Source organism: Pseudomonas sp. FSL W5-0299 (genome assembly GCF_005930655.1).
GTDB lineage: Bacteria > Pseudomonadota > Gammaproteobacteria > Pseudomonadales > Pseudomonadaceae > Aquipseudomonas > Aquipseudomonas mandelii.
This window is the reverse complement of record NZ_RXHX01000007.1, coordinates 146,695-169,632: the sequence shown is the minus strand read 5'-3', so window position 1 is coordinate 169,632 and position 22,938 is coordinate 146,695. Positions and strand designations below refer to the sequence as shown.

Genomic DNA, 22,938 nt, shown 5'->3' with positions numbered 1-22,938 from the left:
CCATGCGCCAACCCGATATCGAGATTTACCTGAAAGACGCTGACGTCGACTACAAGGCCGTTGCAGACTGGCTTAGCGAAGCGTTGGGCCAGTGCAGTGAATGGGTCAAGAAGGGCCAGACCTACAAGTGCAAGGCCGGCAACGTGTCGGTCACCTGGCTGCCCAAAGCCGTGGGCAAATGGAACAGCCTGTTCCTGGACAGCGACCAGACCCCGTGGGAAGACGACATCGCCTGCGCCCGCGCCGCGTTTGCCGCACTGAATGTCGAAGTGCGTTGCGCACCGGGCAGCTGGGTTGAGGAAGAAGGTGAAGAAACGGCCGATCGCTGGATGCGCATCAGCGCTGACGGTGAAGAAGAAATCATCTGGAAAACCGCGTAATCCACGTTCCCACAAAACCTGTAGGAGCGAGGCTTGCCCGCGAAGCTTTTAGCGCCAGTGATGACGCCTTCGCGGGCAAGCCTCGCTCCCACAGGTTTTTTGTGTGATCTGAGGAGTGGGGTTACAAACCCACCACATCCTCTGCCTGCAAGCCTTTCTCGCCGGTCACCACGGCGTATTCCACCTGCTGACCTTCAGCCAGCGAGCGATGCCCTTCGCCGCGGATCGCGCGGTAGTGCACGAACACGTCCACCCCGTCCTCGCGCTGAATGAAGCCGTAGCCCTTGGCGTCGTTGAACCACTTCACATTGCCGGTTTCGCGCGTAGCCATGAATCGATACCCCCTTCTTTTTATTGTTGAGGCGCCGAGTATATGACAGGCGCCAAAACTCTCAACTCAACTTTACTTACCCGCTTTTTTGCCGATTTTCGACGAATACGGCACACTATCGGCCGCCCGAGCAATTGCTTGGTTTTACTCACTCACGCAGAAGCCGTATGACCCGTTCCCCGTTCCGCCGTCTTGTTTTTGGCACCCTGCGCCGACTGCTCTATCTCTGGGTTCGCTCGGAGACGATCAACCAGTCGTCGTTCACCCTCAACCTCGACCGCAGTCGTCCGGTGTTCTACGTCCTGCAAAACCCTTCGCTGACCGACCTGGCCGTGGTCGACACCGAATGCAGCAAAGCCGGCCTGCCCCGTCCGGTGCTGCCTGTGTCGGTGGGTAATCTGGTGGAACCCGCCGCATTTTTCTACCTGACACCGGAGCCCGACTGGCTCGGCCGACAGGACAAACGTGGTGCGCCGCCCACCCTGACCCGCTTGGTCAGTGCCCTGAGCCAGAACGCCGCCGAAGACGCGCAGATCATTCCGGTCAGCGTGTTCTGGGGGCAGTCACCCGACAGCGAATCGAGCCCGTGGAAATTGCTCTTCGCCGACAGTTGGGCCGTTACCGGTCGCCTGCGTCGATTGCTGAGCGTCATCGTGCTGGGGCGCAAGACCCGCGTGCAGTTCTCGGCACCGATTCACTTGCGAGAGCTGATCGACCACAACAAAGGCCACGAGCGCACGGTGCGCATGGCCCAGCGGATCCTGCGGGTACACTTCCGCAACCTGAAAGCCGCGGTGATCGGCCCAGACATTTCCCACCGTCGCAACCTGGTCAAAGGCCTGCTCAATCAACCGCTGGTCAAGCAAGCAATCCTCGACGAAGCCGAGCGCGAGAACATCTCCCCGGAGAAAGCCAAGGCCCAGGCCCTGCGCTATGGCAACGAGATCGCTTCGGACTACACCTACACCGCGATCCGCTTCCTGGAAGTAGTGCTGAGCTGGTTCTGGAACAAGATCTACGACGGCATCAAGGTCAACCACATCGAAGGCGTGCAGAAAGTTGCCCAAGGCCACGAAGTGATTTACGTGCCGTGCCACCGCAGCCACATCGACTACCTGTTGCTGTCCTATTTACTGTTCCGCAATGGCCTGACCCCGCCGCACATCGCCGCCGGGATCAACCTCAACATGCCGGTGATCGGCAGCCTGCTGCGTCGTGGCGGCGCGTTCTTCATGCGCCGCACCTTCAAGGGCAATCCGCTGTACACCTCGGTATTCAACGAATACCTGCACACTCTGTTCACCAAAGGTTTCCCGGTCGAGTACTTCGTCGAGGGCGGCCGCTCGCGCACCGGGCGCATGCTGCAACCGAAAACCGGGATGCTGGCAATTACCCTGCGCAGCTTCCTGCGTTCATCGCGCATGCCCATCGTGTTCATTCCGGTCTACATCGGCTACGAGCGTGTGCTGGAAGGCCGAACCTACCTCGGCGAACTGCGTGGTGCGAGCAAGAAGAAAGAATCGATCTTCGACATCTTCAAAGTCATCGGTGCGCTCAAGCAGCGTTTCGGCCAGGTGGCGGTGAACTTCGGCGAACCGATCAAACTCGCGGAATTCCTCGACAGCGAACAGCCCGACTGGCGTAAACAGGAACTCGGCCCGCAGTTCAAACCGGCCTGGCTCAACGAAACCACCAACCGTCTCGGCGAAAAAGTCGCACAGCATCTGAACGAGGCGGCGGCGATCAACCCGGTCAACCTGGTGGCCCTGGCGTTGCTGTCCACCACCCGCCTGGCGCTGGATGATCGCGCCATGGCGCGGGTGCTTGATTTGTATCTGGCGCTGTTGCGCAAGGTCCCGTATTCGCCGCACACCACGCTGCCGGACGGCGACGGCCGGGCGTTGATCGAGCATGTGAAGGACATGGACCTGTTGTCCGAGCAAAGCGATGCCCTGGGCAAGATTTTGTATCTGGACGAGCAGAACGCCGTCCTGATGACCTACTACCGCAATAACGTGCTGCACATCTTCGCCCTGCCCGCCTTGCTCGCGAGTTTCTTCCAGAGCGCCTCGCGCATGAGCCGCGAACAGATCCTGCGCTACACCCGGGCGTTGTATCCGTACCTGCAATCGGAGCTGTTCATTCGCTGGTCGCTGGACGAGCTGGATGGCGTGATCGATCAATGGCTCGAAGCGTTCGTCGAGCAAGGTCTGCTGCGTTTCGAGAACGACGTGTACCTGCGCCCGGCGCCAAGCTCGCGACATTTTGTGTTGCTGACGTTGTTGTCGAAGAGCATCGCCCAGACACTGCAACGCTTCTACATGACTGTGTCCCTGCTGCTCAACAGCGGCCAGAACAGCATCAGCGCCGAAGAACTGGAAGATCTGTGCACCGTCATGGCCCAGCGCCTGTCGATCCTGCACGGGCTGAATGCCCCGGAGTTCTTCGACAAGAGCCTGTTCCGCCACTTCATTCAAACCATGCTGGATCTTGACGTGCTCAAACGCGACGAAGCCGGCAAGCTGAGTTATCACGAACTGCTGGGCGAACTGGCCGAAGGCGCGGCGAAAAGGGTGTTGCCGGCGGAGATTCGTTTGTCGATTCGTCAGGTGGCGTTGCATCGCAGCGAAGATGCGGCGGATCAGGTCGCCCCTCAGCCCGAGGCTTAATGTAATCCCTGTGGGAGCGAGCTTGCTCGCGCCCACATTGACCGGAGATCGGCGATGAAAAAACTCTCTTTGTTGGCAATGACCACTTTATTGGGCGCCTGTCAGACGATGCAACCCGCCGCTAAAACCGCCCTCGATGGTGAAGTCTTCTACCTGCAACGCATTGCCCTGCCACCGAGCGCCACCTTAAGCGTCAGCTTGCAGGACGTGTCCCTGGCCGATGCACCTGCCGTGGTCCTCGACGAACAGAAAGGCCCGGTCAAAGGCCAGGTGCCGCTGCCGTTTCATCTGAGTTACGATCCGGCCCAGGTCAAACCCGGCCATCGCTACTCCGTCAGCGCGCGCATCGAAGTCGGCGGCAAACTGATGTTCATCACCACCGAACACCACGCCGTACAGCTGGATGGCAGCGATCCGCAGCCACTGAAAATCCGCGTCGACGCCATTCGCTAATGTCTCTTTTTTGAACAAGGAAGCCGCCATGCTCCGCCCTACCCTTCGCTTCGCCGGCCTGTGTGCAGGCTTGATGATCTCCGCCAGCGCACTGGCGCTGTCGCTCAATGACCTGTCGCAAAAAGACGCCACCGGTGGCCTCAAGGATGCCCTGACCCAAGGCGCGCAACTGGCCGTCAAACAACTCGGCACGCCGGGCGGCTTCAGCAACAACCCGGACGTGAAAATCGAACTGCCGGGCAAACTGGGCAAAGTCGCCAGCAAAATGAAACAGTTCGGCATGGGCGATCAGGTCACTGAGCTGGAAACCAGCATGAACAAAGCGGCCGAAACCGCCGTGACCCAGGCCCAGCCAATACTGGTGGATGCCGTGAAGAAGATGAGCGTCGATGACGCCAAAGGGATTCTCAGCGGCGGCAACGACTCGGCCACCCAGTACCTGAGCAAAACCAGCCGCGAACAGATTCGGGTCAAGTTCCTGCCGATCGTGAAACAAGCCACCGACCAGGTCGGCCTGGCCAAGCAATACAACACCTTCGCAGGCCAGGCAGCGACCATGGGCGTGCTGGATACCAAGAACGCCAACATCGAAAGCTACGTGACCGAGCAGGCACTGAACGGCTTGTTCGAGATGATCGGCAAACAGGAAGAAGCCATTCGCAAGGACCCTGCGGCGGCGGCGACGAGTCTGGCGAAGAAAGTCTTTGGTACGCTTTAATTCCAGGCAATTGAAACTCGCAAAAAAGCCCACTGGTCTTCACAGGTCAGTGGGCTTTTTCCGTTTGCGCTACTGGTGCGGATCAACCTGATCCAGAACGCGATTTACCGATAACTCCGCCAGCGAAATCATCTGTTGAACCGCCAACATAAGATTGCATGTCGGTCCGTTCAGACCGAAGGCTAACTCACTGGCCATCACATTTGCCGAAGCGAGGGTTTCGCAGGCGTGAGCCAAAAGGGTTTCGGAATCAACGTTGGGGGCGATGACGAAAACCGAGCTGGGACGACGGTCAGCTTTAGCCTTTTTTTCGGGTGGTGGCGCCAAATAGTGATCAAGAGCGCGAATTGCCGCGTCGTGGAGTTTTTTGGAATCGAGAAAGGCGTAAGGGGAAACCGGGTCGGTTTCTTTTTCCAGTTCTGCTTCCGTGTCTGGAGGATTTGGGCTGTCTTTAATCATCGTGTAACTCCTGAAGTAGTGGAGCTGTCACCGTTCGCTGCGAAACGAACATAAGGTGGCAGCTGTACGCAGGTTCGCAGACCGGGACTTCAGGAACCCGGCAGACCCGAAGATCTCCCGCGCACAGCCGCCATAACACAGGCATAAAAAAACGCCCGCTTTCGGATGGTGGACGCTGTGCGTCTGAAGTTTAACCGGGCTGCGAAACCCGGTCGCTGCTTTTTGCAGCGACACCCAAAAGCCTAGAGATCGCGCTTCCGACAGACAACCTGAAAATTTCGTGGGAAGGTTCTGATGTTTTGGCAGATCTTTAAACATAGTCGCCTGCCAGATCGCCATCGCGGGCAAGCCCGCTCCCACAGGGTTTTGTGTCGTACACGGTATTTGTATTCAGAAGATTAACTGTGGGAGCGAGCCTGCTCGCGAAAGCGGTCGTCCATTTGCGAAATGTATTGCCTGACACGACGCCATCGCGAGCAGGCTCGCTCCCACAATTTAGAGCGGTGAACGTCAGCAAGAGAGCGGGCGGCCCGAAGGCCGCCGAGATTACACCGACTCTTTCTTGATCCTGAACCACGCCGCATACAACGCTGGCAAAAACAGCAACGTCAGCGCAGTCGCCACGATCAACCCGCCCATGATCGCTACCGCCATTGGCCCAAAGAATACGCTGCGGGACAGCGGAATCATCGCCAGCACCGCCGCGAGCGCGGTCAGCACAATCGGTCGGAAGCGTCGCACCGTGGCTTCGATGATTGCTTGCCACGGTTTGAGCCCGGCGGCGATGTCCTGCTCGATCTGGTCCACGAGAATGACCGAGTTACGCATGATCATCCCGGACAACGCGATGGTCCCGAGCATCGCGACAAAACCGAACGGCTGACGAAACACCATCAGGAACAGCGTCACGCCAATCAGACCCAGCGGTGCAGTCAGGAACACCATCACCGTGCGCGAGAAACTGCGCAGTTGCAGCATCAGCAAGGTCAGCACCACCACAATGAACAGCGGCACGCCGGCCTTCACCGAGTTCTGGCCACGGGCCGAGTCTTCCACCGTGCCGCCGACGTCCAGCAAGTAACCGTCCGGCAATTCGGCGCGGATCGGGTCGAGGGTCGGCAAGATCTGCTGCACCAGCGTCGCCGGCTGTTCCTTGCCGTAGATGTCGGCGCGGATCGTCACGTTCGGCAGGCGATTACGGTGCCAGATGATGCCTTCCTCAAAGCCATATTCCAGCGTCGCGACCTGCGACAGCGCGACGCTGCGGCCGTTGTCGGTCGGCACCGCCAGGCTCGGCAACAACGACAGTTCGGTGCGCTCATGCAGGGTGCCGCGCAGCAGGATCTCGATCAACTCGTTGTCTTCGCGGTACTGGCTGACGCTGGACCCCGTCAGGGAGCTTTGCAGGAACTTCGACAGGTTCGCCGTGCTCACGCCCAAGGCCCGGGCGCGGTCCTGATCGACGTTCAGGTAGACGACTTTGCTCGGTTCTTCCCAGTCCAGATGGACGTTCGCCACGTGCGGGTTCTCGCGAACCTTGGCCGCCACTTTGCGGGCCAATGCGCGGACTTCCTCGATGTGCTCACCGGTCACCCGGAACTGCACCGGATAGCCAACCGGCGGACCGTTTTCAAGGCGTGTGACCCGAGAGCGCAAGGCCGGGAATTGTTCGTTGAGGGTTACGATCAGCCAGGTGCGCAGGGTTTCACGCTCCTCGATGGTCTTGGCCAGGACGACAAACTGAGCAAAGCTGGCCGCCGGCAGTTGCTGATCCAGCGGCAGATAGAAACGCGGCGAACCGGTGCCGACGTAGGCCACGTAGTTGTCGATACCGGCGTGATCCTTCAGCAAGGCTTCAAGGCGTTTGACTTCGTCGGCGGTGTTGCTCAGGGACGCGCCTTCGGCGAGTTTCAGATCGACCATCAATTCAAGCCGACCCGAGGCCGGGAAGAATTGCTGCGGCACAAAGCGGAACAGCACGATCGAGCCGATGAACAACACCACGGTCAGCACGATGACAGTTTTACGCCAGCGCACGCACCACTCCACCAAGCGCCTGACCCGTTGATAGAACGGCGTGCCATAAGGGTCGGGCTGACCCGTGCCATGTTTGGCGGCATGAATCTTCGCCAGGTCCGGCAGGAGTTTTTCCCCCAGGTACGGCACAAACACCACCGCCACAATCCACGAAGCCAGCAACGCGATGGTCACCACCTGGAAGATTGAGCGCGTGTATTCCCCAGTGCCCGATTGCGCCGTGGCTATGGGCAAGAATCCGGCGGCGGTAATCAGGGTGCCGGTAAGCATCGGGAACGCGGTGCTGGTCCAGGCGTAACTGGCGGCCTTGATGCGGTCGAAGCCCTGCTCCATTTTGATCGCCATCATTTCCACGGCGATGATTGCGTCGTCGACCAACAAGCCCAAGGCCAGCACCAACGCGCCGAGGGAAATCTTGTGCAGGCCGATGCCAAGGTAATACATACAGGCGAAGGTCATCGCCAACACCAGCGGAATCGCCAGCGCCACCACCATGCCGGTGCGCACACCGAGGGAGAAAAAACTCACCAGCAACACAATCGCCAGGGCTTCCACCAACACCTGAACGAACTCGCCGACACCGGTTTTCACCGCTGCGGGCTGATCGGAAACCTTGCGCAGCTGCATGCCGGCCGGAAGGTTTTTCTGGATGCGGTCAAACTCGATCTCCAGCGCCTTACCCAACACCAGAATATCGCCGCCGTCCTTCATCGCCACGGCCAGACCGATGGCGTTTTCCGCCATGAAGCGCATTCGCGGCGCCGGTGGATCGTTGAAGCCGCGACGCACGTCCGCCACATCGGAAATACGGAAAGTGCGATCACCGACTCGAATCGGGAAGTTCTTGATCTCATCGACTGTCTGAAAATTCCCCGAGACCCGTAGCTGCAATCGCTCGCTGGTGGTTTCAAAGAACCCGGCCGTGGACACCGCGTTCTGCTCTTCAAGGGCTTGCTGCACGGCGGCCAATGGCAGACCGAGCGTGGCAAGCTTGACGTTGGAGAGTTCGATCCAGATCTTCTCGTCTTGCAGCCCGAGCAGATCGACCTTGCCCACATCCTTCACCCGTTGCAGCTGGATCTGAATGCGGTCGGCGTAATCCTTGAGCACTGCGTAATCAAATCCATCGCCGGTCAGCGCATAGATATTGCCGAAGGTGGTGCCGAATTCATCGTTGAAAAACGGCCCCTGGATGCCCGGCGGCAACGTATGCCGAATGTCACTGACCTTTTTGCGAACCTGATACCAAAGGTCCGGTATTTGCACCGAATGCAGGGAGTCACGAGCAATGAACGTCACCTGGGATTCGCCCGGGCGGGAGAACGACACGATGCGTTCGTATTCCCCGGTTTCCATCAGTTTCTTTTCAATGCGCTCGGTGACCTGGCGCGAGACTTCCTGCGCCGTGGCGCCCGGCCAGTTGGTGCGGATCACCATGGCCTTGAAGGTGAACGGCGGGTCTTCGCTCTGGCCGAGTTTGGTGTAGGAAAGCGCGCCGACGACAGCCAGCAAGAGCATCAGGAACAGTACGATCTGGCGATTGCGCAGCGCCCATTCGGAAAGATTGAAACCCATCGGGGATTACTCCTTGTCCGCCAGATTGACCACGCGGTTGGAGCGATCCACCGGGCGCACTTGCTGCCCTTCAAGCAAAACATGGACGCCAGCGGCCACCACCCAGTCGCTGGCATTCAGGCCTTCGAGCACCGGGACGGTTTTTTCGCCGAAGGCACCGACCCGGACCGGGGTTTTCTTCAAGGTATTGTTGGCACTGACGACCCAGACATAGGTCGCGCCGTTTTCCGCCGTCAGTGCCGATAGCGGTACGGACAGCGGTATCACGTCAGTTGTCTGGACGAACACCCGGGCGCTCTGGCCGAGTTCGGCCGGGACCTTGCCGCCGGTGAATGAAATCCGGGCAGCGAAGGTGCGGGACTTTGGATCGGCAGCCGGCGACAGCTCACGGATACGCCCGGCAAAACGCTGATCGGGCTGGGTCCAGAGTTCTACCGAGACGGGCTGACCAACCTTGAAGCGGCCGAAGCTCTGCTCCGGCAAGCTGATCAACACTTCACGCTCGCCATCGGTGGCGAGGGTGAACACGGTTTGCCCGGCCGCCACCACTTGCCCGACTTCCACCGCACGCTTGGCCACCACGCCATCCTGGGGCGCTCGCAGCACCGCGTAGCTGGCCTGATTGGTCGAGACGTTGAATTCGGCTTTGATTTGCTTGAGGCGTGCTTCACCGGATCGGTAAAGGTTTTCGGCGTTGTCGTACTGCGAACGGCTGACCATCTGACGGTCCATCAGCGTTTTGTAGCGATCACGTTCGGCGCGCACCAGGCTCAGATTGGCCTCGGCGGCGGCCACTTGGGCACGGGTGGCTTCCAGTTGCAGGCGCACGTCCTGGGGATCGAGTTCGGCCAAAGGCTGATCGGCCTTGACCCGCTGCCCTTCTTCTACCAGTCGTCGACTTACCTTGCCGCCGATGCGAAACGCCAGGTCCGGCTCATAACGAGCCCGCACTTCACCCGGATAGCTTTCCATTGCCTGGGCCGAAGGCTCTGGCTGTACCACCATGGCCGGGCGGACAGTGATTTTCGGCGCCTCTTCGTGGCCACACGCAGACAATAGAAACGCCAGACACACTGGCAACGCGAGGGGCAAGGCATAGCGGAACATGGTGAAGGACCTTTCGCTAATGGTGCTTGGAATAATTATACTGGCGAGTATGTTATTAATAGCAAACTCACCAGTCCAGTATTAAAGCGAAGAATGTCGAACAATCTTTCAGCACCCAACGGCCCGGGCCGCCCCAAGGATCTGGCCAAGCGCCAGGCCATCCTCGATGCGGCGAAAATTTTGTTTCTGAGTAATGGTTACGCCAGCACCAGCATGGATGCCGTGGCGGCTGAAGCCGGCGTGTCGAAGTTGACGGTCTACAGCCATTTCAACGACAAGGAGACGCTGTTCTCCGCCGCCGTGATCGCCAAGTGCGAAGAGCAGTTGCCCACACTGTTTTTCGAGTTGCCGGACGGCATTTCGGTAGAAACGGTGCTGCTGAACATCGCACGCGGCTTTCACCAGCTGATCAACAGCGATGAATCGGTGAACCTGCATCGGCTGATAATGGCCTTGGGCAGCCAGGACCCGAAACTCTCACTGATCTTCTTCGAGGCCGGGCCACAACGCATGTTGCATGGCATGGAGCGGTTGCTGACCAAGGTTGATCAGAGCGGCGCGTTGAGCATCGATAAACCGCGCAATGCGGCCGAGCATTTCTTCTGCCTGCTCAAGGGCGCGGGCAATTTCCGCTTGCTGTATGGCTGCGGAGAGCCGGTGACGGGCGATGCGGCCGAGGAACATGTGCAGGAAGTGGTGGGGTTGTTTATGCGGGCTTATCGACCAGAGACAGCCTGATAAGGCTTGGTTGTCTGGTCTGGCGCCTTCGCGGGAAAGCCTCGCTCCGACAGGTTTAACGCAGGCCCTGTAGGAGCGAGGCTTGCCCGCGAATGGTGCAACGCGGTCTTACGGCTTGAGCGCTTTCTTCGGATAAATGTCATACCGACTGGATTTGCCGTCCAGCGCATGACTGGGCTTGGGTCCGGCAATACACGGTGCCTTGCGCGGACGCTTGACCACCACCCGATGGCTGGCCAGTGCCAATGCGGCCTCGAGCAGTGCCGGCGCATCGGGATCATCGCCGACCAACGGCCGGAACAGACGCATTTCCTTCTTCACCAACGCCGTTTTCTCACGGTGCGGAAACATCGGGTCGAGGTAGATCACTTGCGGCGGCTCGCCTTCCCAGTTGCGCATGACCTCGATTGAGTTGCCCTTGAGCAACTTCATCCGCGCCACGATTGGCGCCACGTCGAAATCCTCCGCGCCACGGGCCAGTCCATCCTCAAGCAACGCGCCAATCAGCGGCTGACGCTCGATCAGGCTCATCTCGCAGCCAAGGCTCGCCAGCACGAACGCATCCTTGCCCAGCCCCGCCGTGGCATCCAGCACACGAGGGCGCACGCCCTGGGCGATGCCCACCGCCTTGGCGATCATTTGCCCAGTGCCACCGCCGAACAACCGTCGATGCGCCGCGCCACCCTCGACGAAGTCCACCCGCACCGGCCCCGGTGCGTCCGGCCCCAGTTGTTGCAGCTGCAAACCTTGTTCGCCCACCTGCAACGCAAACTCGCCGTCATCCACGTGCAAAGGCAAGCCCAGGCGTTCGGCCCACTGCTCGGCTTGTGGCTGAAACGCCGGGGCGGAGGCCTCGACATGGATGCGGCAGGCCGCAGGTTGCTCAATCATGGGAAAACACGCTCAAAAAATTAATGATCGGCAAAAACGGCCGATAACAAAACTAACGAGCATTTTGCCAGAGCTGAGCGTCGACCGAGAAAAATGTCAGGCATTCAATCCACATCCGTAGGCTACATATCGCGTCATGGCGATTATGGCCTGCGAAATTCCCAGGCACTGAGCGGCGTCAGTCACCTGTGGCAGGATTTTTTTGCCCAGGCCCTGGCCGAACAGTCGACGGATGTGGTGCCGGCGTGTGGCACGTTTCCTCCGGTTGATCTCGAAAGCCCGGTGGAGCCGACCGTCGGCAGCGAACTGCTGGCGCACATCGTCAGCCAACGCGAATGCGATGTGAAAGAAACCGAAGTCAAACCACCCGAGCCGCTGTTCTTGCCGATTGCCGAGTTCGAAATGGACCTGGCCGACAAGCCTTTCCCGCCGTTCCCGGCTGAAGAAATCGTCGCCCAGCAGAAGCAACAAGACTTTGAAAGTGGCTGGGTGCGGCCGATCGTGCTCACCGCCGGTCAGCCTGCGCCAGAAGCCGGCCCGGCACCACAACCGCGTCCTCTGCACTTGCCGATCGCCGAATTCGAACTCGACCTGCTGGACAAACCGTTCCCGCCGTTCTCCCCCGAAGAATTGGTCGAGCAACAAAAACACTTCGATTTCGATACTGGCTGGGCTCGCCCGATCGTCCTGCAAAATCTGCGCATCGCCGCCTGACCTTCAACAAAAGCCCTCAGCGACACACCCACCACGGCCCGACATCGACATGAAAGTGATTGCGATGGGCGGCGTTGTAGTCCGGGCTCAACACCACACTGAACACGCCACAGGCGCCATCGCGGACCTGGCGCAGAAACTGGGCGTCCTGATTATCCTTGGGCCAATCCTTGAGCACGCTGATGGAGCGACCATCCGCCAGGCGGAAACCGGCGATGTCCAGCGCATCGGCGCTGGCGTGCTGGCTTCGCCTGCCGTTTTCGCGGCCATAGACGTTGCGACAGGCGAAGCTGCCAAGATGATCGACCCGGCTGACAGGCTGCCCATACACCGCTTGCGCGGCGGGTTGCAGGGCGTGGTGCTCGAACAGGGCAAACGACACCGCCAAACGGCAACTGGCGAGAAAACTGCTGCTCAACGCCACATCGCCGCCCTGGACACGCAAGGTGTTGATCAATGGGCACGTCGCGCCGGGGCTGTCGGCCTGATGCGCAACGCGTAAACCGGAGCTGCTCAAGGCCTGATCACACAATTGCGGATCATCGCGCAGGCGCATCAGTTTGTAGCGTGTCAGAAAGTTCGGGGCGGCCTTCACGTCCAGCGGCGCCCAAGGGTTCCACTGGGGTGGCAGCGAGATCCAGCCGCGCCAGACGCTCACGCCCGCCGCACCGATCATTAACAGCATCAACAACAGCCACCACCGAAACCGCATCGTCAGCCTTTGAACAATTGATTGGCCTTGGCATATGGCATCGACCGTGACGTGAACCCAAAGGTGCCCGACGTCTTGATCTCTTCGGCCGCGCGGTAAAACTCGCCGTAGGCCGCCAAGGCCAGGGCCGAGCCGACGCTGATGCGTTTGACGCCCATCTCGCTCAATTGCTCCACCGTCAATTTGAGCCCCCCGGACATCAACACGTTGACCGGTTTCGGCGCCACGGCGCGGACCACCGCCAACACGTCTTCAGCGCTGCGCAGCCCCGGCGCGTACAACACGTCGGCGCCCGCTTCGGCGAACGCCTGCAAACGGCGAATGGTGTCGGCCAGGTCAGGATTGCCGTGCAGAAAATTCTCGGCACGGGCGGTCAGCATAAAAGGGAAAGGAAGGCTGCGAGCCGCTGCGACGGCGGCTTCAATGCGCGCCACGGCATGTTCGAAACAGTAGATCGGCGCGTCTTCATGACCGGTGGCATCTTCGATCGAGCCCCCGACCGCACCGGCCGCCGCGGCCGCCAAAATGCTTTGTGCGCACTCAGCCGGGTCGTCCGCAAAACCGTTTTCCAGATCCACTGCCACCGGCAGATCGGTGGCCGCGACAATCGCTCGCACGTTCGCCAGCGTATCGTCGAGCGTCAACCCTCCATCAGGGCGTGCGTTGGAAAAGGCATAACCGGCACTGGTAGTCGCCAGCGCCTCGAAACCCAGGCTGGCGAGCATCTTCGCCGAGCCGGCGTCCCACGGATTGGGAATGACAAAAGCGCCCTCGCGTTCGTGCAGTGCTTTGAACGCCTGGGCTCGAAGGGTTTGCGCATCCATTGGCAGGCTCCTGGAAAGGGGAACGAATCCGCCTCAGAGCAGGCCAAGTTGCTCGGCGGCGGGTTCTCTGTATAGCTCAGGCAACGGCGGCAAGCCAGGCAAACGCACTATCAGTTTTGCGTGAAAACGTTGCGCCAGTTTGGCCGCCAGCAAGTTATCGGCAGTGTGCAGGAAGATGTAGGGCGTGCGGCCCTCTTCGATCCACATGGCGATTTTCTCGACCCACGGCTCCAGAAACGGATCGTTCGCCTCAAGCTGCGGATGGCCGATGAAACGCACCTGCGGAAACTGGGTAAACGCTGCCGGACGTGGCGGCACCCTGGGCTTTTTCGACTGGGCGTGGAGGACCGAAGGATCGGTCGACGTGCAACTGAACAGGGCTCGCGGATCAAGGCAGATGCGTTCTACGCCCCGATCCAGCAGCAGACGATTGAGCCGGCGCTCGCTATCGCCTTTGGCAAAGAACTCGTCATGCCGCACTTCAACGGCCAGCGGTCGCTCAAGTGCATCGATGAAGCCGGCCAGTTCGGGCAATCGGTGTGGCGTGAAGCTTTTCGACAGTTGCAGCCACAGGGGCGAAACCCGTTCACCGAGCGGGCTGAGCAATTGCAGGAAGGTGTCGGCGGCGGTCAGTTGCTCGCGCAGGTCACCGCCGTGGCTGATGTCGCCGGGAAACTTGGCGGTGAAGCGAAAGTGTTCGGGCATGATTTCGGCCCAGCGCTGCACGGTGCTGGCAGCCGGGCTCGCGTAGAAGGTCGTATTGCCTTCTACGGCGTTGAATACTTGGGAATAGAGATTCAGGAAGTCAGCGGGCTTGGCATCTGGCGGATAAAGATAATCGCGCCAGGCGTTTTCACTCCAGGACGGGCAGCCGAGGTAATAAGGCAGCCGCATCAGATGTACAGGTCGAGGCCCATTACATCGGTATCCCAATCGACAAAACCGGCGGTGCTCAAGTAACTGGCGAGTGCCGTGGCGACGCTTTTGCTCATGGCGCGGTGGTAGATCATGTCTTGCTGACGGGCCGGGAGATTGCTCAGGCGTTGCGCGGAAGCCTTGGCGGCACGGGCGGCCATTTGCTCTTCGGATGGGATTTCCAGCTCGCCGTCGATATCGACGTAGTCGTCATCCGCCACAGGGCCTTTGCGAGGCTTGCGCTTGAGGGGGTAGGACTGGGAGGAAAGGCCGTCTATACGCATAAGTACATGTCCGGTATCAGTAATGGCAGTTTAGTGGCACATAACCCACTTCGCAAACCACCGAGTGATAACTAGAACACAGAAATACGAAAAGGTTTAAAAGCCGGGGGATAAATCGACGATTGGCCGCAGTTGGAATGTTCATTGTGGCGAGGGAGCTTGCTCCCGTTCGGCTGTGCAGCCGTCGCAAAACCTGCCGGCTCGGTGTTGCTGATGGAATCCTGGGGTCGCTTCGCAACCCAACGGGAGCAAGCTCCCTCGCCACAACAGCATTGGGATCAACGCGCTTTCGGCGTCGCCACTTTGTCGCGCAGATAAACCGGCTGAGCCTCGTCCGCCACGATTGCCTCTCCACGCGCCCAGGCAAACCGCGCCAGCGTCAGCAGGTCTTCGGCGTGCGGCAGCATGCCTGCATCCTGCCCACTCAGATTGACAGCGATGCGCTCGGCATACCCCCACCCCGTGCCGGCGCCGAACCATTCACCGCTGGCATCAGCCGGCAATGCGGCCACTTCCGGCGCCAACACCGCTTCATTGCCGACCAGGCGCATCTCCCCCGCCGTTTCGCGGTAGCACCCCCAATACACCTCATCCATGCGCGCATCGATGGCGGCTGCGACCTGGCTGACGCCGTGTTCGCGATAAGCCCGTTGTGCCAGTACCGCCAGGTTGGAGACCGGCAACACCGGGCGATCCAGCGCAAACGCCAGGCCCTGCACCACACCAATGGCGATCCGCACGCCGGTGAATGCGCCCGGCCCACGACCGAAGGCAATGGCATCAACCGCTTGCAGGGTGGTCCCGGCGTCGGCGAGCAACTGCTGGATCATCGGCAACAGCTTTTGCGCATGCAGGCGCGGGATCACCTCGTAATGGCTCGTGACCTTGCCGTCATGCAGCAAGGCAACGGAGCAAGCTTCAGTCGCGGTGTCCAGGGCCAGCAAGGTGCTCATCGATGTTTCCGTAAGAGAGGTCAGAAAAAGTGCGCCAGTATAAACAACTACGGCCCGCAAGCGGGCCGTAGAAGATGAAGCGATTCAGACTTTTCAGTTCAGCGCTTCAAGCACCTTGCCGGTGATCGCTTCAACCGAGCCAACACCTTCGATGTGGCTGTACTTCGGTTTGCCTTGAGCGGTGGACAGCTCCTGGTAAAACTTCACCAAAGGCTCGGTCTGAGCATGGTAGACGGAGAGACGATGACGCACGGTTTCTTCGGTATCGTCCTTGCGCTGTACCAGCTCTTCGCCAGTGATGTCGTCCTTACCGGCAATTTTCGGCGGGTTGTAGACGATGTGGTACACGCGACCTGAAGCCTCATGCACGCGACGACCGGCGATACGCTGGACGATGTCCTCGTCCTTGACGTCGATCTCGACCACGTGATCCAGCTCGACGCCGGCTTTCACCAGGGCTTCAGCCTGGGGAATGGTGCGCGGGAAACCGTCAAACAGAAAACCGTTGGCGCAATCGGCCTGGCTGATGCGTTCCTTGACCAGATTGATGATCAGGTCATCGGACACAAGGCCACCGCTGTCCATGACGCTCTTGGCGATCAGGCCCAGCTCGGTGCCAGCCTTGACCGCGGCACGCAGCATGTCGCCGGTGGAGATTTGCGGGATGCCGAACTTTTCGGTGATGAACTTTGCCTGAGTACCTTTACCGGCCCCGGGAGCTCCCAGCAGAATGACGCGCATCGATGTGCTCCTCAATTTTTTATATAGATAACAACGGATTCGCCTCGTGGGGCCAATCTCAAAAACAGGGTCGTGACCGCCCAAACGGCCAAAGGCTGATCAAGATACACAGCAGGCCCGGACCACACAAGCCGCCGAAAGTCGGAGAAACCCGCGCCTTGCGTGACCTTGGGACGGGGTACTCCTAGTCGCAACCCCGTCATTAACTGTCGCTTGTCAGACCTTTTCAGCCCCTCGTCCACCGGCACCCGAAGCTCGCGCCGGGTGCCTTCCCCCCACGACGAAAACCTTAGCCGGTATTTCGCAAACCGGCAGCAATCCCCGCCACAGACACCAGCAGCGCCTGTTCTACCGGGCTGCCCTGCGCCACTTCCTGTTGCCGCGAACGCGCCAACAGTTCGGCCTGCAATAGATGAAGCGGGTCGAGATAGGTGTTGCGCAAGCGGATGAATTCGAGGGTGTCTGGGCTATGTGCCAGTAGCTGAGACTGACCGGTCAACCCGAGGACCACAGCGCACGCCTGCGACAATAGGTCGCGTAAATGCGCACCCAAAGGGAGCAAATCAGGCTCGACCAGACGCTCATCGTAGGATCGGGCGATGTCAGCGTCCGCTTTAGCCAGGACCATTTCCAGCATGTCGATGCGCGTGCGGAAAAACGGCCACTGTTCGCGCATCTGCCCCAGCAGCTCGCCCTCGCCACGTTCCAGCGCCTTGCTCAGCGCCGCTTCCCAGCCGAGCCAGGCCGGCAACATCAGGCGCGTCTGGGTCCAGCCGAAGATCCATGGAATGGCGCGCAGGCTTTCAATCCCGCCGGCGCGGCGCTTGGCCGGGCGGCTGCCCAACGGCAAGCGACCCAACTCCTGCTCCGGGGTGGATTGGCGGAAGTACTCGACGAACTGCGGATTTTCCCGCACCACGGCGCGGTAAGCCTTGACGCCGTCGGCGGCCAATTCGTCCATCAAATGGCGCCACGCCGGTTCCGGTGGCGGCGGTGGCAACAGTGTCGCTTCCAGCACCGCCGCCAAGTACAGATTGAGGTTCTGCTCTGCGATGTCCGGCAGGCCGAATTTGAAACGAATCATTTCCCCCTGCTCGGTGGTGCGGAAACGTCCCGCCACTGAACCGGGCGGCTGCGACAGAATCGCCGCGTGCGCCGGACCACCACCGCGCCCCACGGTGCCGCCGCGACCGTGGAACAACAGCAGCTCGACTTGCTGCTCGCGGCAGATGTCGACCAAACGCTCCTGCGCCCGATACTGCGCCCAGGCCGCGGCGGTGGTGCCTGCGTCCTTGGCCGAGTCGGAATAGCCGATCATCACTTCCTGCGGCCCTTGCAGGCGCGAGCGATAGCCCGGCAGCAGCAACAGCTTTTCAATCACCGGGCCGGCGTTGTCGAGGTCGGCGAGGGTTTCGAACAGCGGCACCACACGCATCGGCCGCAATACGCCGGACTCTTTGAGCAACAGTTGCACGGCGAGCACGTCGGAAGCGGCACCGGCCATGGAGATCACATAAGAGCCGAGCGAGGCCCCCGGGGCGGCAGCAATTTCCCGGCACGTCGCCAGCACTTCGGCGGTGTCGGCCGACGGCTTGAAGTACGCTGGCAGCAACGGCCGCCGATTGTTCTGCTCACGCACCAGGAAGGCGATGCGCTCTTCCTCGCTCCAGTCTTCGTAGCGACCGAGGCCGAGGTAGTCGGTAATTTCAGTCATCGCCGCCGTGTGACGGGACGAATCCTGGCGCACATCGAGCCGCACCAGGAACAGCCCGAAGGTCACCGCCCGACGCAGGCAATCGAGCAATGGACCGTCAGCGATCACGCCCATGCCGCACTCGTGCAAGGAGTGGTAACACAACTCCAGCGGATCCAGCAGGTCGCGGTTGTTTTGCAGCACATCGGCCGGTGCCGGGGTGGTGGCCGTCAAAGAGGCATGCGCCCAATTACGCGTGGCCCGCAGACGTTCACGCAACTGCTTAAGCACCGCGCGATAAGGTTCGGCGCTGTCCCCTGCCTTGGCTTTCAGTGCATCGCTGGCCTGTTGCATCGACAGTTCAGCGGCGAGGTGATCGATGTCGCGCACGTACAAATCCGCAGCCATCCAGCGCGCCAGCAGCAACACCTCCCGGGTCACGGCGGCCGTCACGTTCGGGTTGCCGTCACGGTCGCCGCCCATCCACGAGGCAAAGCGAATCGGCGCGCTTTCGAGCGGCAGATGCAGGCCGGTGGCGGCGTGCAGGGCTTTATCGGCCTTGCGCATGTAGTTGGGAATCGCCTGCCACAACGAATGCTCGATCACCGCGAAACCCCATTTGGCTTCGTCGACTGGCGTCGGGCGGGTGCGGCGGATTTCTTCGGTGTGCCAGGCTTCGGCGATCAGGCGCTGCAACTTCGCCTGGATCTGCTCGCGTTCGGCTGTCGTCAGGTCGCGATGATCCTGGGCGGCCAGTTGCGCGGCAATGGCGTCGTACTTCTGGATCAGCGTGCGGCGCGCCACTTCGGTCGGGTGCGCGGTGAGGACCAGCTCGATTTCCAGCCGTCCCAGTTGCCGGGCCAGGGATTCGGCGCTATGTCCCTCGGCACGCAGGCGCGCGAGCAGTTCCGGCAACACCCGTGCTTCAAACGGTGCCGGTTGCGACTCTTCCCGGCGGTGAATCAGCTGATACTGCTCGGCGATATTGGCCAGGTTGAGAAACTGGTTGAACGCCCGCGCCACCGGCAACAACTCGTCTTCGCTCAATTGGTTGAGGCTGGCGCTCAGCTCGGCGTCCATCGAACCGCGACGGTCGGCTTTGGCGCCCTTGCGGATCTGCTCGATCTTGTCGAGAAAGCCGTCCCCGTACTGTTCACGAATGGTGTTGCCCAACAGCTCACCCAACAGGTGAACGTCCTCGCGCAAGCGTGCATCAATATCGGTCATCAGCAGTTCTCCAGCGAAAATCCGGGTGTCTATGAATGCCATGCTCTGTTAACAGAGAGTGCCGCTCTAAAGCGCTTCTTACAAGCAGACGACGAAGGGGCGGTAAACCTTATGGGTTCGAGCTAGTCTGAAGAGTAAGCCGTACAACGGCTTGCCGCCGGCCACTGGCGGACACTCACACGCCTGCCACGAGCAGGAGCGAAATGAGGTTTTTATGAAAATCCGCGAACTTGCCCAGCATTGGGAAGAAAACGCCAAGGGTCGCCTGACCGACACCGGTTACAGGATTCATCTGGACATGGAAGCGGCCGCACGGCTGGCGGCGATTACCGAGATGTATCCCAAACGCCAACCCGAAGAACTGCTTGGCGAACTGATCGGCGCCGCGCTGGAAGAGCTCGAAAAGAGCTTTCCATACGTGAAGGGATCGACCGTGGTCGCCACCGATGAAGAAGGTGATCCGCTGTACGAAGACATCGGCCCGACCCCGCGTTTTCTCGCGTTGTCCCGTCGTCACTTACACGATTTGTCATCGAGCGATGACAAGCAGAAACACTGATCCCCTCGCCGAACCCTGTGGGAGCGAGCCTGCTCGCGAATGTGGTTGAACATTCAACGTTCCTGTTGGCTGATACACCGCTAGCGAGCAGGCTCGCTCCTACATTTAGCCTGCGTATCCCTTCGATAATTGCGTGTTCCCGAGCCTTGAAAAGGTCGGGCATACCGCTGCACATCGCCAAAGTTCCCGATTTAGAGCCTTGTCCGTTCGGTCAAAGTATTTTCGGGCGATAGGCCATCTTCTCTGAACTTTTGAAAAACCCCTCGGGTCACAGCCATTAACCACGCCTGGGACGGCCGTTTCAAAACACCCCCGGAAATTGACGGTTACGGCTCCTTGCCCAGCATGGATTTTAAGTTTTTCAGGAGTTACACCAATGGAGTTGAAGACCATGAAGACCCGAACTGCCAAATCCTCGTTCACCCACGTGCGTAGTCTGAAACTGGCTGCCCTGGCAATCGGCAGCAGCTTCGTACTGGCCGGTTGTGCTGGCAATCCGCCGACCGAGCAATTCGCCGTGACCCAATCGGCTGTGAATGGCGCCGTCAGCGCCGGCGGCACCGAGTTCGCCGCCGTGGAAATGAAGTCCGCGCAGGACAAGCTCAAGCAAGCCGAAATCGCCATGCACGACAAAAAGTATGCCGAGGCCAAAGTGCTGGCAGAGCAGGCTGAGTGGGACGCTCGCGTAGCCGAACGCAAAGCTCAGGCGATGAAAGCCGAACAAGCTGTGAAGGACTCTCAGAAAGGGGTTCAGGAACTGCGTCAGGAAAGCCAGCGCACCGTGCAGTAAGCGCGCATCCCGACACCAGACTTGAAGCTCTTATCGATAGAAAGGACGAATTATTATGCGTACACAATTGATGATCCCCGCTCTCTTGGCCGCAAGCGTTGCACTGGCTGCCTGCTCCACACCGCCTAACGCGAACCTGGAACAGGCCCGCACCAACTACAGCGGCCTGCAAGCCAACCCGCAAGCCAGCAAAGTGGCGGCACTGGAAACCAAAGACGCCAGCGATTACCTGGACAAGGCCGACAAGGCCTATATGGACAAGAAAGACCCGAACGAGGTCGACCAACTGGCTTACCTGACCAATCAGCGTGTTGAAGTGGCGAAGCAAACCATCGCCCTGCGCACCGCTGAAGCCAACCTGAAAAATGCTTCGGCGCAACGTGCCCAGGCGCGTCTCGACGCTCGCGATCAGCAGATCAAGCAGCTGCAGGACAGCCTCAACGCCAAGCAGACCGATCGCGGTACGCTGGTGACTTTCGGTGACGTGCTGTTCGCCACCGACAAAGCTGACCTGAAATCCAGTGGTCTGGTGAACATCAACAAACTGGCGCAGTTCCTTCAGGAAAACCCTGATCGCAAAGTGATCGTCGAAGGCTACACCGACAGCACCGGTACGGCTTCGCATAACCAGTCGCTGTCCGAGCGTCGTGCCGGTTCCGTGCGCATGGCGCTGGTGAAGATGGGCGTTGATCCAGCGCGCGTCGTTGCGCAGGGTTATGGCAAGGAATACCCGGTTGCGGAAAACACCAGCACTTCGGGTCGTGCGATGAACCGTCGTGTGGAAGTGACCATTTCCAACGACAACCAGCCCGTGATGCCGCGTTCGGCGATCAGCTCGAACTAAGCTTCACCCGCTTGTCTAGTCCTGAAATAGGTTTACACCTGTTTTCACTCTAACGCCCGATGCACCGCATCGGGCGTTTTGTATTCTAAAGAGAGGTGCGGCCGCTCCTGGTTGTAGATCGTGATGGCCTCTCGCACCATCTGTGTGGCCTGCGCAAAATCCGCAGGTCGGTGGATCAAGAACTCTGTTTTCAAGATGCCGTTGGCCCGCTCTGCCAAGTCGTTTTGGTAGCAGTCGTAGCCGTCGGTCATCGAGCAAGTGATGCCTTGCTTTGCGTGCATATCTTGATAAAGGGCCGAGCAGTACTGGGCGCTTCGATCCGAGTGATGGACTAGTTTCTGAACGCTTCGACGTCGCTTCAAAGCCATTCAAAAGGCTTGCACCACGGAGTTGGTGTGCAGACTTTCATGCACGTGATAGCCGACTATTTTTCTCGAAAAGACATCCGTCACTAAACTCAAATAGGCAACGCCATCACGGGTAGGCAGGTACGTAATATCGGCCACCCAGACCTGTTCTGGGCCGGTAGCGACTATTTGTTCCGGGCTTGATTTCAGCAGATTGGGGTGTCGGTGGAAGCGATGATGGCTGTCGGTCGTCTTGTGATACGCCCGTTTTCTGCGGACCAACTGGCGGCTTTCCCGCAAAACCGCGAACAAACGATCCCGGCCAACATGGAGCTCCTGTTGCTCCCGCTGCGCATGCATCATCGAATGCAGCTTGCGAGTGCCGATGCACGGTTGGCGAGCATGGACCTTCTCTACAAACGTTATGAGCTGCTGATCCTGGTCGGCCCGAGCCCTGTAGACCCGGTTGCGTTTCTAATAGGCCTGACGGCTTATTCCCATAAATTGGCAAGCCCTGCTGACACTCAGGGTTTGGGTTTACGCAACGACTTGCCGGGTCGCTTTTTTACGACAGATACGCCGTAGTCATTTTTCAGAACATCGACCACGGCTTCAAAGAATTGGGCTTTCTGAGTTGCCAGCGCCAGTTGTTCCTCGAGTTATTTGATTCTTTGCTCGGGAGTCAGTGGCAAGGTTGGCTCGTCCATAAGTCTGATCCTCTGGGAGCGAATGGAGGCGCCTTGACTCCAGTCCTGGCGACCATGTTTGCGTAACCAAACCAACACCGTCGACCGACCCTGAATCCCATAGCGCCGCTGAGCCTCTTTATAACTCAACTCGCCTTTTTCGACCTGGTCTACAACCGATAATTTAAAAGCCAGTGTGTAATCACGCTGACTGCGCTTCGTGCCCGTATGCATTGCACCTTCCTGAAAAGAAGTCAGAAGGTGTAAACCTTATTCAGGACGGAACAACTG

21 protein-coding genes and 1 pseudogene are annotated in these 22,938 nt (G+C 59.7%); 9 read left to right on the top strand and 13 right to left on the bottom strand.

The features are described 5' to 3' along the window. The first annotated feature begins 2 nt into the window (after window positions 1-2). The gene (locus FHL16_RS12025; protein ID WP_010462860.1) at window positions 3-380 is read left to right on the top strand and encodes a hypothetical protein; all 378 of its coding nucleotides are present in this window, start codon (window positions 3-5) and stop codon (window positions 378-380) included. Window positions 381-501: 121 nt separating this feature from the next. Here the strand turns inward: FHL16_RS12025 and FHL16_RS12020 are convergent, their stop codons facing one another. Continuing rightward, complete coding sequence (locus tag FHL16_RS12020) at window positions 502-711, bottom strand: cold-shock protein (protein WP_010462862.1); 210 nt, start codon at window positions 709-711, stop codon at window positions 502-504. A gap of 167 nt (window positions 712-878) precedes the next feature. Between FHL16_RS12020 and plsB the strand changes: the two genes are divergently transcribed. The 3 genes from plsB to FHL16_RS12005 are packed head-to-tail and all read left to right on the top strand — an operon-like array spanning window position 879 to window position 4,551. Beyond that, window positions 879-3,380, top strand: a complete 2,502-nt coding sequence (plsB, locus tag FHL16_RS12015; RefSeq protein WP_077748320.1) for a glycerol-3-phosphate 1-O-acyltransferase PlsB — start codon at window positions 879-881, stop codon at window positions 3,378-3,380. A gap of 54 nt (window positions 3,381-3,434) precedes the next feature. Next, window positions 3,435-3,833 carry a YbaY family lipoprotein gene (locus FHL16_RS12010; RefSeq protein ID WP_010462866.1) on the top strand — a complete coding sequence of 133 codons (399 nt, stop codon included), beginning with the start codon at window positions 3,435-3,437 and terminating at the stop codon, window positions 3,831-3,833. Between the two features lie 28 nt (window positions 3,834-3,861). Next, a complete protein-coding gene (locus FHL16_RS12005; RefSeq protein ID WP_077748319.1) occupies window positions 3,862-4,551 on the top strand; it encodes a DUF4197 domain-containing protein in 690 nt (229 codons plus the stop codon). Window positions 4,552-4,620: 69 nt separating this feature from the next. Here FHL16_RS12005 and FHL16_RS12000 read toward each other — a convergent pair whose 3' ends face one another. From FHL16_RS12000 to FHL16_RS11985, 3 genes are all read right to left on the bottom strand, one after another. Next, window positions 4,621-5,010 (bottom strand): DUF6124 family protein, encoded by a 390-nt coding sequence (locus tag FHL16_RS12000; RefSeq protein WP_077748318.1) that lies wholly within the window; start codon window positions 5,008-5,010, stop codon window positions 4,621-4,623. Between the two features lie 546 nt (window positions 5,011-5,556). Then, complete coding sequence (locus FHL16_RS11990; RefSeq protein WP_077748317.1) at window positions 5,557-8,622, bottom strand: efflux RND transporter permease subunit; 3,066 nt, start codon at window positions 8,620-8,622, stop codon at window positions 5,557-5,559. 6 nt (window positions 8,623-8,628) lie between these two features. Then, window positions 8,629-9,729 carry an efflux RND transporter periplasmic adaptor subunit gene (locus tag FHL16_RS11985; RefSeq protein WP_077748316.1) on the bottom strand — a complete coding sequence of 367 codons (1,101 nt, stop codon included), beginning with the start codon at window positions 9,727-9,729 and terminating at the stop codon, window positions 8,629-8,631. A 93-nt stretch (window positions 9,730-9,822) separates the two neighbouring features. Between FHL16_RS11985 and FHL16_RS11980 the strand changes: the two genes are divergently transcribed. Beyond that, a complete protein-coding gene (locus tag FHL16_RS11980; RefSeq protein ID WP_010462876.1) occupies window positions 9,823-10,467 on the top strand; it encodes a TetR/AcrR family transcriptional regulator in 645 nt (214 codons plus the stop codon). 108 nt (window positions 10,468-10,575) lie between these two features. Here FHL16_RS11980 and FHL16_RS11975 read toward each other — a convergent pair whose 3' ends face one another. After that, window positions 10,576-11,358, bottom strand: a complete 783-nt coding sequence (locus FHL16_RS11975) for a class I SAM-dependent methyltransferase (protein ID WP_010462878.1) — start codon at window positions 11,356-11,358, stop codon at window positions 10,576-10,578. A gap of 93 nt (window positions 11,359-11,451) precedes the next feature. Between FHL16_RS11975 and FHL16_RS11970 the strand changes: the two genes are divergently transcribed. Next, the gene (locus FHL16_RS11970; RefSeq protein WP_077748315.1) at window positions 11,452-12,072 is read left to right on the top strand and encodes an energy transducer TonB; all 621 of its coding nucleotides are present in this window, start codon (window positions 11,452-11,454) and stop codon (window positions 12,070-12,072) included. A gap of 16 nt (window positions 12,073-12,088) precedes the next feature. On the opposite strand, the gene FHL16_RS11965 is transcribed toward FHL16_RS11970, so the two are convergent. The 7 genes from FHL16_RS11965 to ppc all read right to left on the bottom strand — a co-directional run bounded on the left by FHL16_RS11965 (window position 12,089) and on the right by ppc (window position 19,421). Continuing rightward, window positions 12,089-12,784 (bottom strand): extensin-like domain-containing protein, encoded by a 696-nt coding sequence (locus FHL16_RS11965; protein ID WP_077748314.1) that lies wholly within the window; start codon window positions 12,782-12,784, stop codon window positions 12,089-12,091. A gap of 2 nt (window positions 12,785-12,786) precedes the next feature. Then, a complete protein-coding gene (locus tag FHL16_RS11960; protein ID WP_077748313.1) occupies window positions 12,787-13,608 on the bottom strand; it encodes an isocitrate lyase/PEP mutase family protein in 822 nt (273 codons plus the stop codon). A 33-nt stretch (window positions 13,609-13,641) separates the two neighbouring features. Continuing rightward, a complete protein-coding gene (locus tag FHL16_RS11955) occupies window positions 13,642-14,502 on the bottom strand; it encodes a DUF72 domain-containing protein (RefSeq protein ID WP_010462887.1) in 861 nt (286 codons plus the stop codon). Next, window positions 14,502-14,807 carry a hypothetical protein gene (locus FHL16_RS11950; RefSeq protein ID WP_010462890.1) on the bottom strand — a complete coding sequence of 102 codons (306 nt, stop codon included), beginning with the start codon at window positions 14,805-14,807 and terminating at the stop codon, window positions 14,502-14,504. Before FHL16_RS11950 ends, FHL16_RS11955 begins: the two co-directional genes overlap by 1 nt. A gap of 278 nt (window positions 14,808-15,085) precedes the next feature. After that, the gene (tsaB, locus tag FHL16_RS11945; protein WP_010462892.1) at window positions 15,086-15,760 is read right to left on the bottom strand and encodes a tRNA (adenosine(37)-N6)-threonylcarbamoyltransferase complex dimerization subunit type 1 TsaB; all 675 of its coding nucleotides are present in this window, start codon (window positions 15,758-15,760) and stop codon (window positions 15,086-15,088) included. A 93-nt stretch (window positions 15,761-15,853) separates the two neighbouring features. Further along, window positions 15,854-16,501 (bottom strand): adenylate kinase, encoded by a 648-nt coding sequence (gene adk, locus FHL16_RS11940; protein ID WP_010462894.1) that lies wholly within the window; start codon window positions 16,499-16,501, stop codon window positions 15,854-15,856. A gap of 289 nt (window positions 16,502-16,790) precedes the next feature. Continuing rightward, a complete protein-coding gene (gene ppc, locus FHL16_RS11935) occupies window positions 16,791-19,421 on the bottom strand; it encodes a phosphoenolpyruvate carboxylase (protein WP_077748312.1) in 2,631 nt (876 codons plus the stop codon). A 214-nt stretch (window positions 19,422-19,635) separates the two neighbouring features. Between ppc and FHL16_RS11930 the strand changes: the two genes are divergently transcribed. From FHL16_RS11930 to FHL16_RS11920, 3 genes are all read left to right on the top strand, one after another. Continuing rightward, window positions 19,636-19,980, top strand: a complete 345-nt coding sequence (locus tag FHL16_RS11930; RefSeq protein ID WP_010462899.1) for a hypothetical protein — start codon at window positions 19,636-19,638, stop codon at window positions 19,978-19,980. Window positions 19,981-20,356: 376 nt separating this feature from the next. Beyond that, complete coding sequence (locus FHL16_RS11925; protein WP_077748311.1) at window positions 20,357-20,770, top strand: DUF4398 domain-containing protein; 414 nt, start codon at window positions 20,357-20,359, stop codon at window positions 20,768-20,770. A gap of 55 nt (window positions 20,771-20,825) precedes the next feature. Further along, on the top strand, window positions 20,826-21,614 hold the full coding sequence (locus FHL16_RS11920) for an OmpA family protein (RefSeq protein WP_077748310.1): 789 nt from the start codon (window positions 20,826-20,828) through the stop codon (window positions 21,612-21,614). 44 nt (window positions 21,615-21,658) lie between these two features. Here FHL16_RS11920 and FHL16_RS11915 read toward each other — a convergent pair. Beyond that, window positions 21,659-22,881 (bottom strand): annotated as a pseudogene (locus FHL16_RS11915) (IS3 family transposase). Window positions 22,882-22,938 lie beyond the last annotated feature (57 nt).

What these genes read in the sequence shown, in the direction of transcription:
- FHL16_RS12025 (WP_010462860.1), top strand. Translation starts at nt 3, where the DNA reads ATGCGCCAACCCGATATCGAGATTTACCTGAAAGACGCTGACGTCGAC.
- FHL16_RS12020 (WP_010462862.1), bottom strand. Translation starts at nt 711, where the DNA reads ATGGCTACGCGCGAAACCGGCAATGTGAAGTGGTTCAACGACGCCAAG.
- plsB (WP_077748320.1), top strand. Translation starts at nt 879, where the DNA reads ATGACCCGTTCCCCGTTCCGCCGTCTTGTTTTTGGCACCCTGCGCCGA.
- FHL16_RS12010 (WP_010462866.1), top strand. Translation starts at nt 3,435, where the DNA reads ATGAAAAAACTCTCTTTGTTGGCAATGACCACTTTATTGGGCGCCTGT.
- FHL16_RS12005 (WP_077748319.1), top strand. Translation starts at nt 3,862, where the DNA reads ATGCTCCGCCCTACCCTTCGCTTCGCCGGCCTGTGTGCAGGCTTGATG.
- FHL16_RS12000 (WP_077748318.1), bottom strand. Translation starts at nt 5,010, where the DNA reads ATGATTAAAGACAGCCCAAATCCTCCAGACACGGAAGCAGAACTGGAA.
- FHL16_RS11990 (WP_077748317.1), bottom strand. Translation starts at nt 8,622, where the DNA reads ATGGGTTTCAATCTTTCCGAATGGGCGCTGCGCAATCGCCAGATCGTA.
- FHL16_RS11985 (WP_077748316.1), bottom strand. Translation starts at nt 9,729, where the DNA reads ATGTTCCGCTATGCCTTGCCCCTCGCGTTGCCAGTGTGTCTGGCGTTT.
- FHL16_RS11980 (WP_010462876.1), top strand. Translation starts at nt 9,823, where the DNA reads ATGTCGAACAATCTTTCAGCACCCAACGGCCCGGGCCGCCCCAAGGAT.
- FHL16_RS11975 (WP_010462878.1), bottom strand. Translation starts at nt 11,358, where the DNA reads ATGATTGAGCAACCTGCGGCCTGCCGCATCCATGTCGAGGCCTCCGCC.
- FHL16_RS11970 (WP_077748315.1), top strand. Translation starts at nt 11,452, where the DNA reads ATGTCAGGCATTCAATCCACATCCGTAGGCTACATATCGCGTCATGGC.
- FHL16_RS11965 (WP_077748314.1), bottom strand. Translation starts at nt 12,784, where the DNA reads ATGCGGTTTCGGTGGTGGCTGTTGTTGATGCTGTTAATGATCGGTGCG.
- FHL16_RS11960 (WP_077748313.1), bottom strand. Translation starts at nt 13,608, where the DNA reads ATGGATGCGCAAACCCTTCGAGCCCAGGCGTTCAAAGCACTGCACGAA.
- FHL16_RS11955 (WP_010462887.1), bottom strand. Translation starts at nt 14,502, where the DNA reads ATGCGGCTGCCTTATTACCTCGGCTGCCCGTCCTGGAGTGAAAACGCC.
- FHL16_RS11950 (WP_010462890.1), bottom strand. Translation starts at nt 14,807, where the DNA reads ATGCGTATAGACGGCCTTTCCTCCCAGTCCTACCCCCTCAAGCGCAAG.
- tsaB (WP_010462892.1), bottom strand. Translation starts at nt 15,760, where the DNA reads ATGAGCACCTTGCTGGCCCTGGACACCGCGACTGAAGCTTGCTCCGTT.
- adk (WP_010462894.1), bottom strand. Translation starts at nt 16,501, where the DNA reads ATGCGCGTCATTCTGCTGGGAGCTCCCGGGGCCGGTAAAGGTACTCAG.
- ppc (WP_077748312.1), bottom strand. Translation starts at nt 19,421, where the DNA reads ATGACCGATATTGATGCACGCTTGCGCGAGGACGTTCACCTGTTGGGT.
- FHL16_RS11930 (WP_010462899.1), top strand. Translation starts at nt 19,636, where the DNA reads ATGAAAATCCGCGAACTTGCCCAGCATTGGGAAGAAAACGCCAAGGGT.
- FHL16_RS11925 (WP_077748311.1), top strand. Translation starts at nt 20,357, where the DNA reads ATGGAGTTGAAGACCATGAAGACCCGAACTGCCAAATCCTCGTTCACC.
- FHL16_RS11920 (WP_077748310.1), top strand. Translation starts at nt 20,826, where the DNA reads ATGCGTACACAATTGATGATCCCCGCTCTCTTGGCCGCAAGCGTTGCA.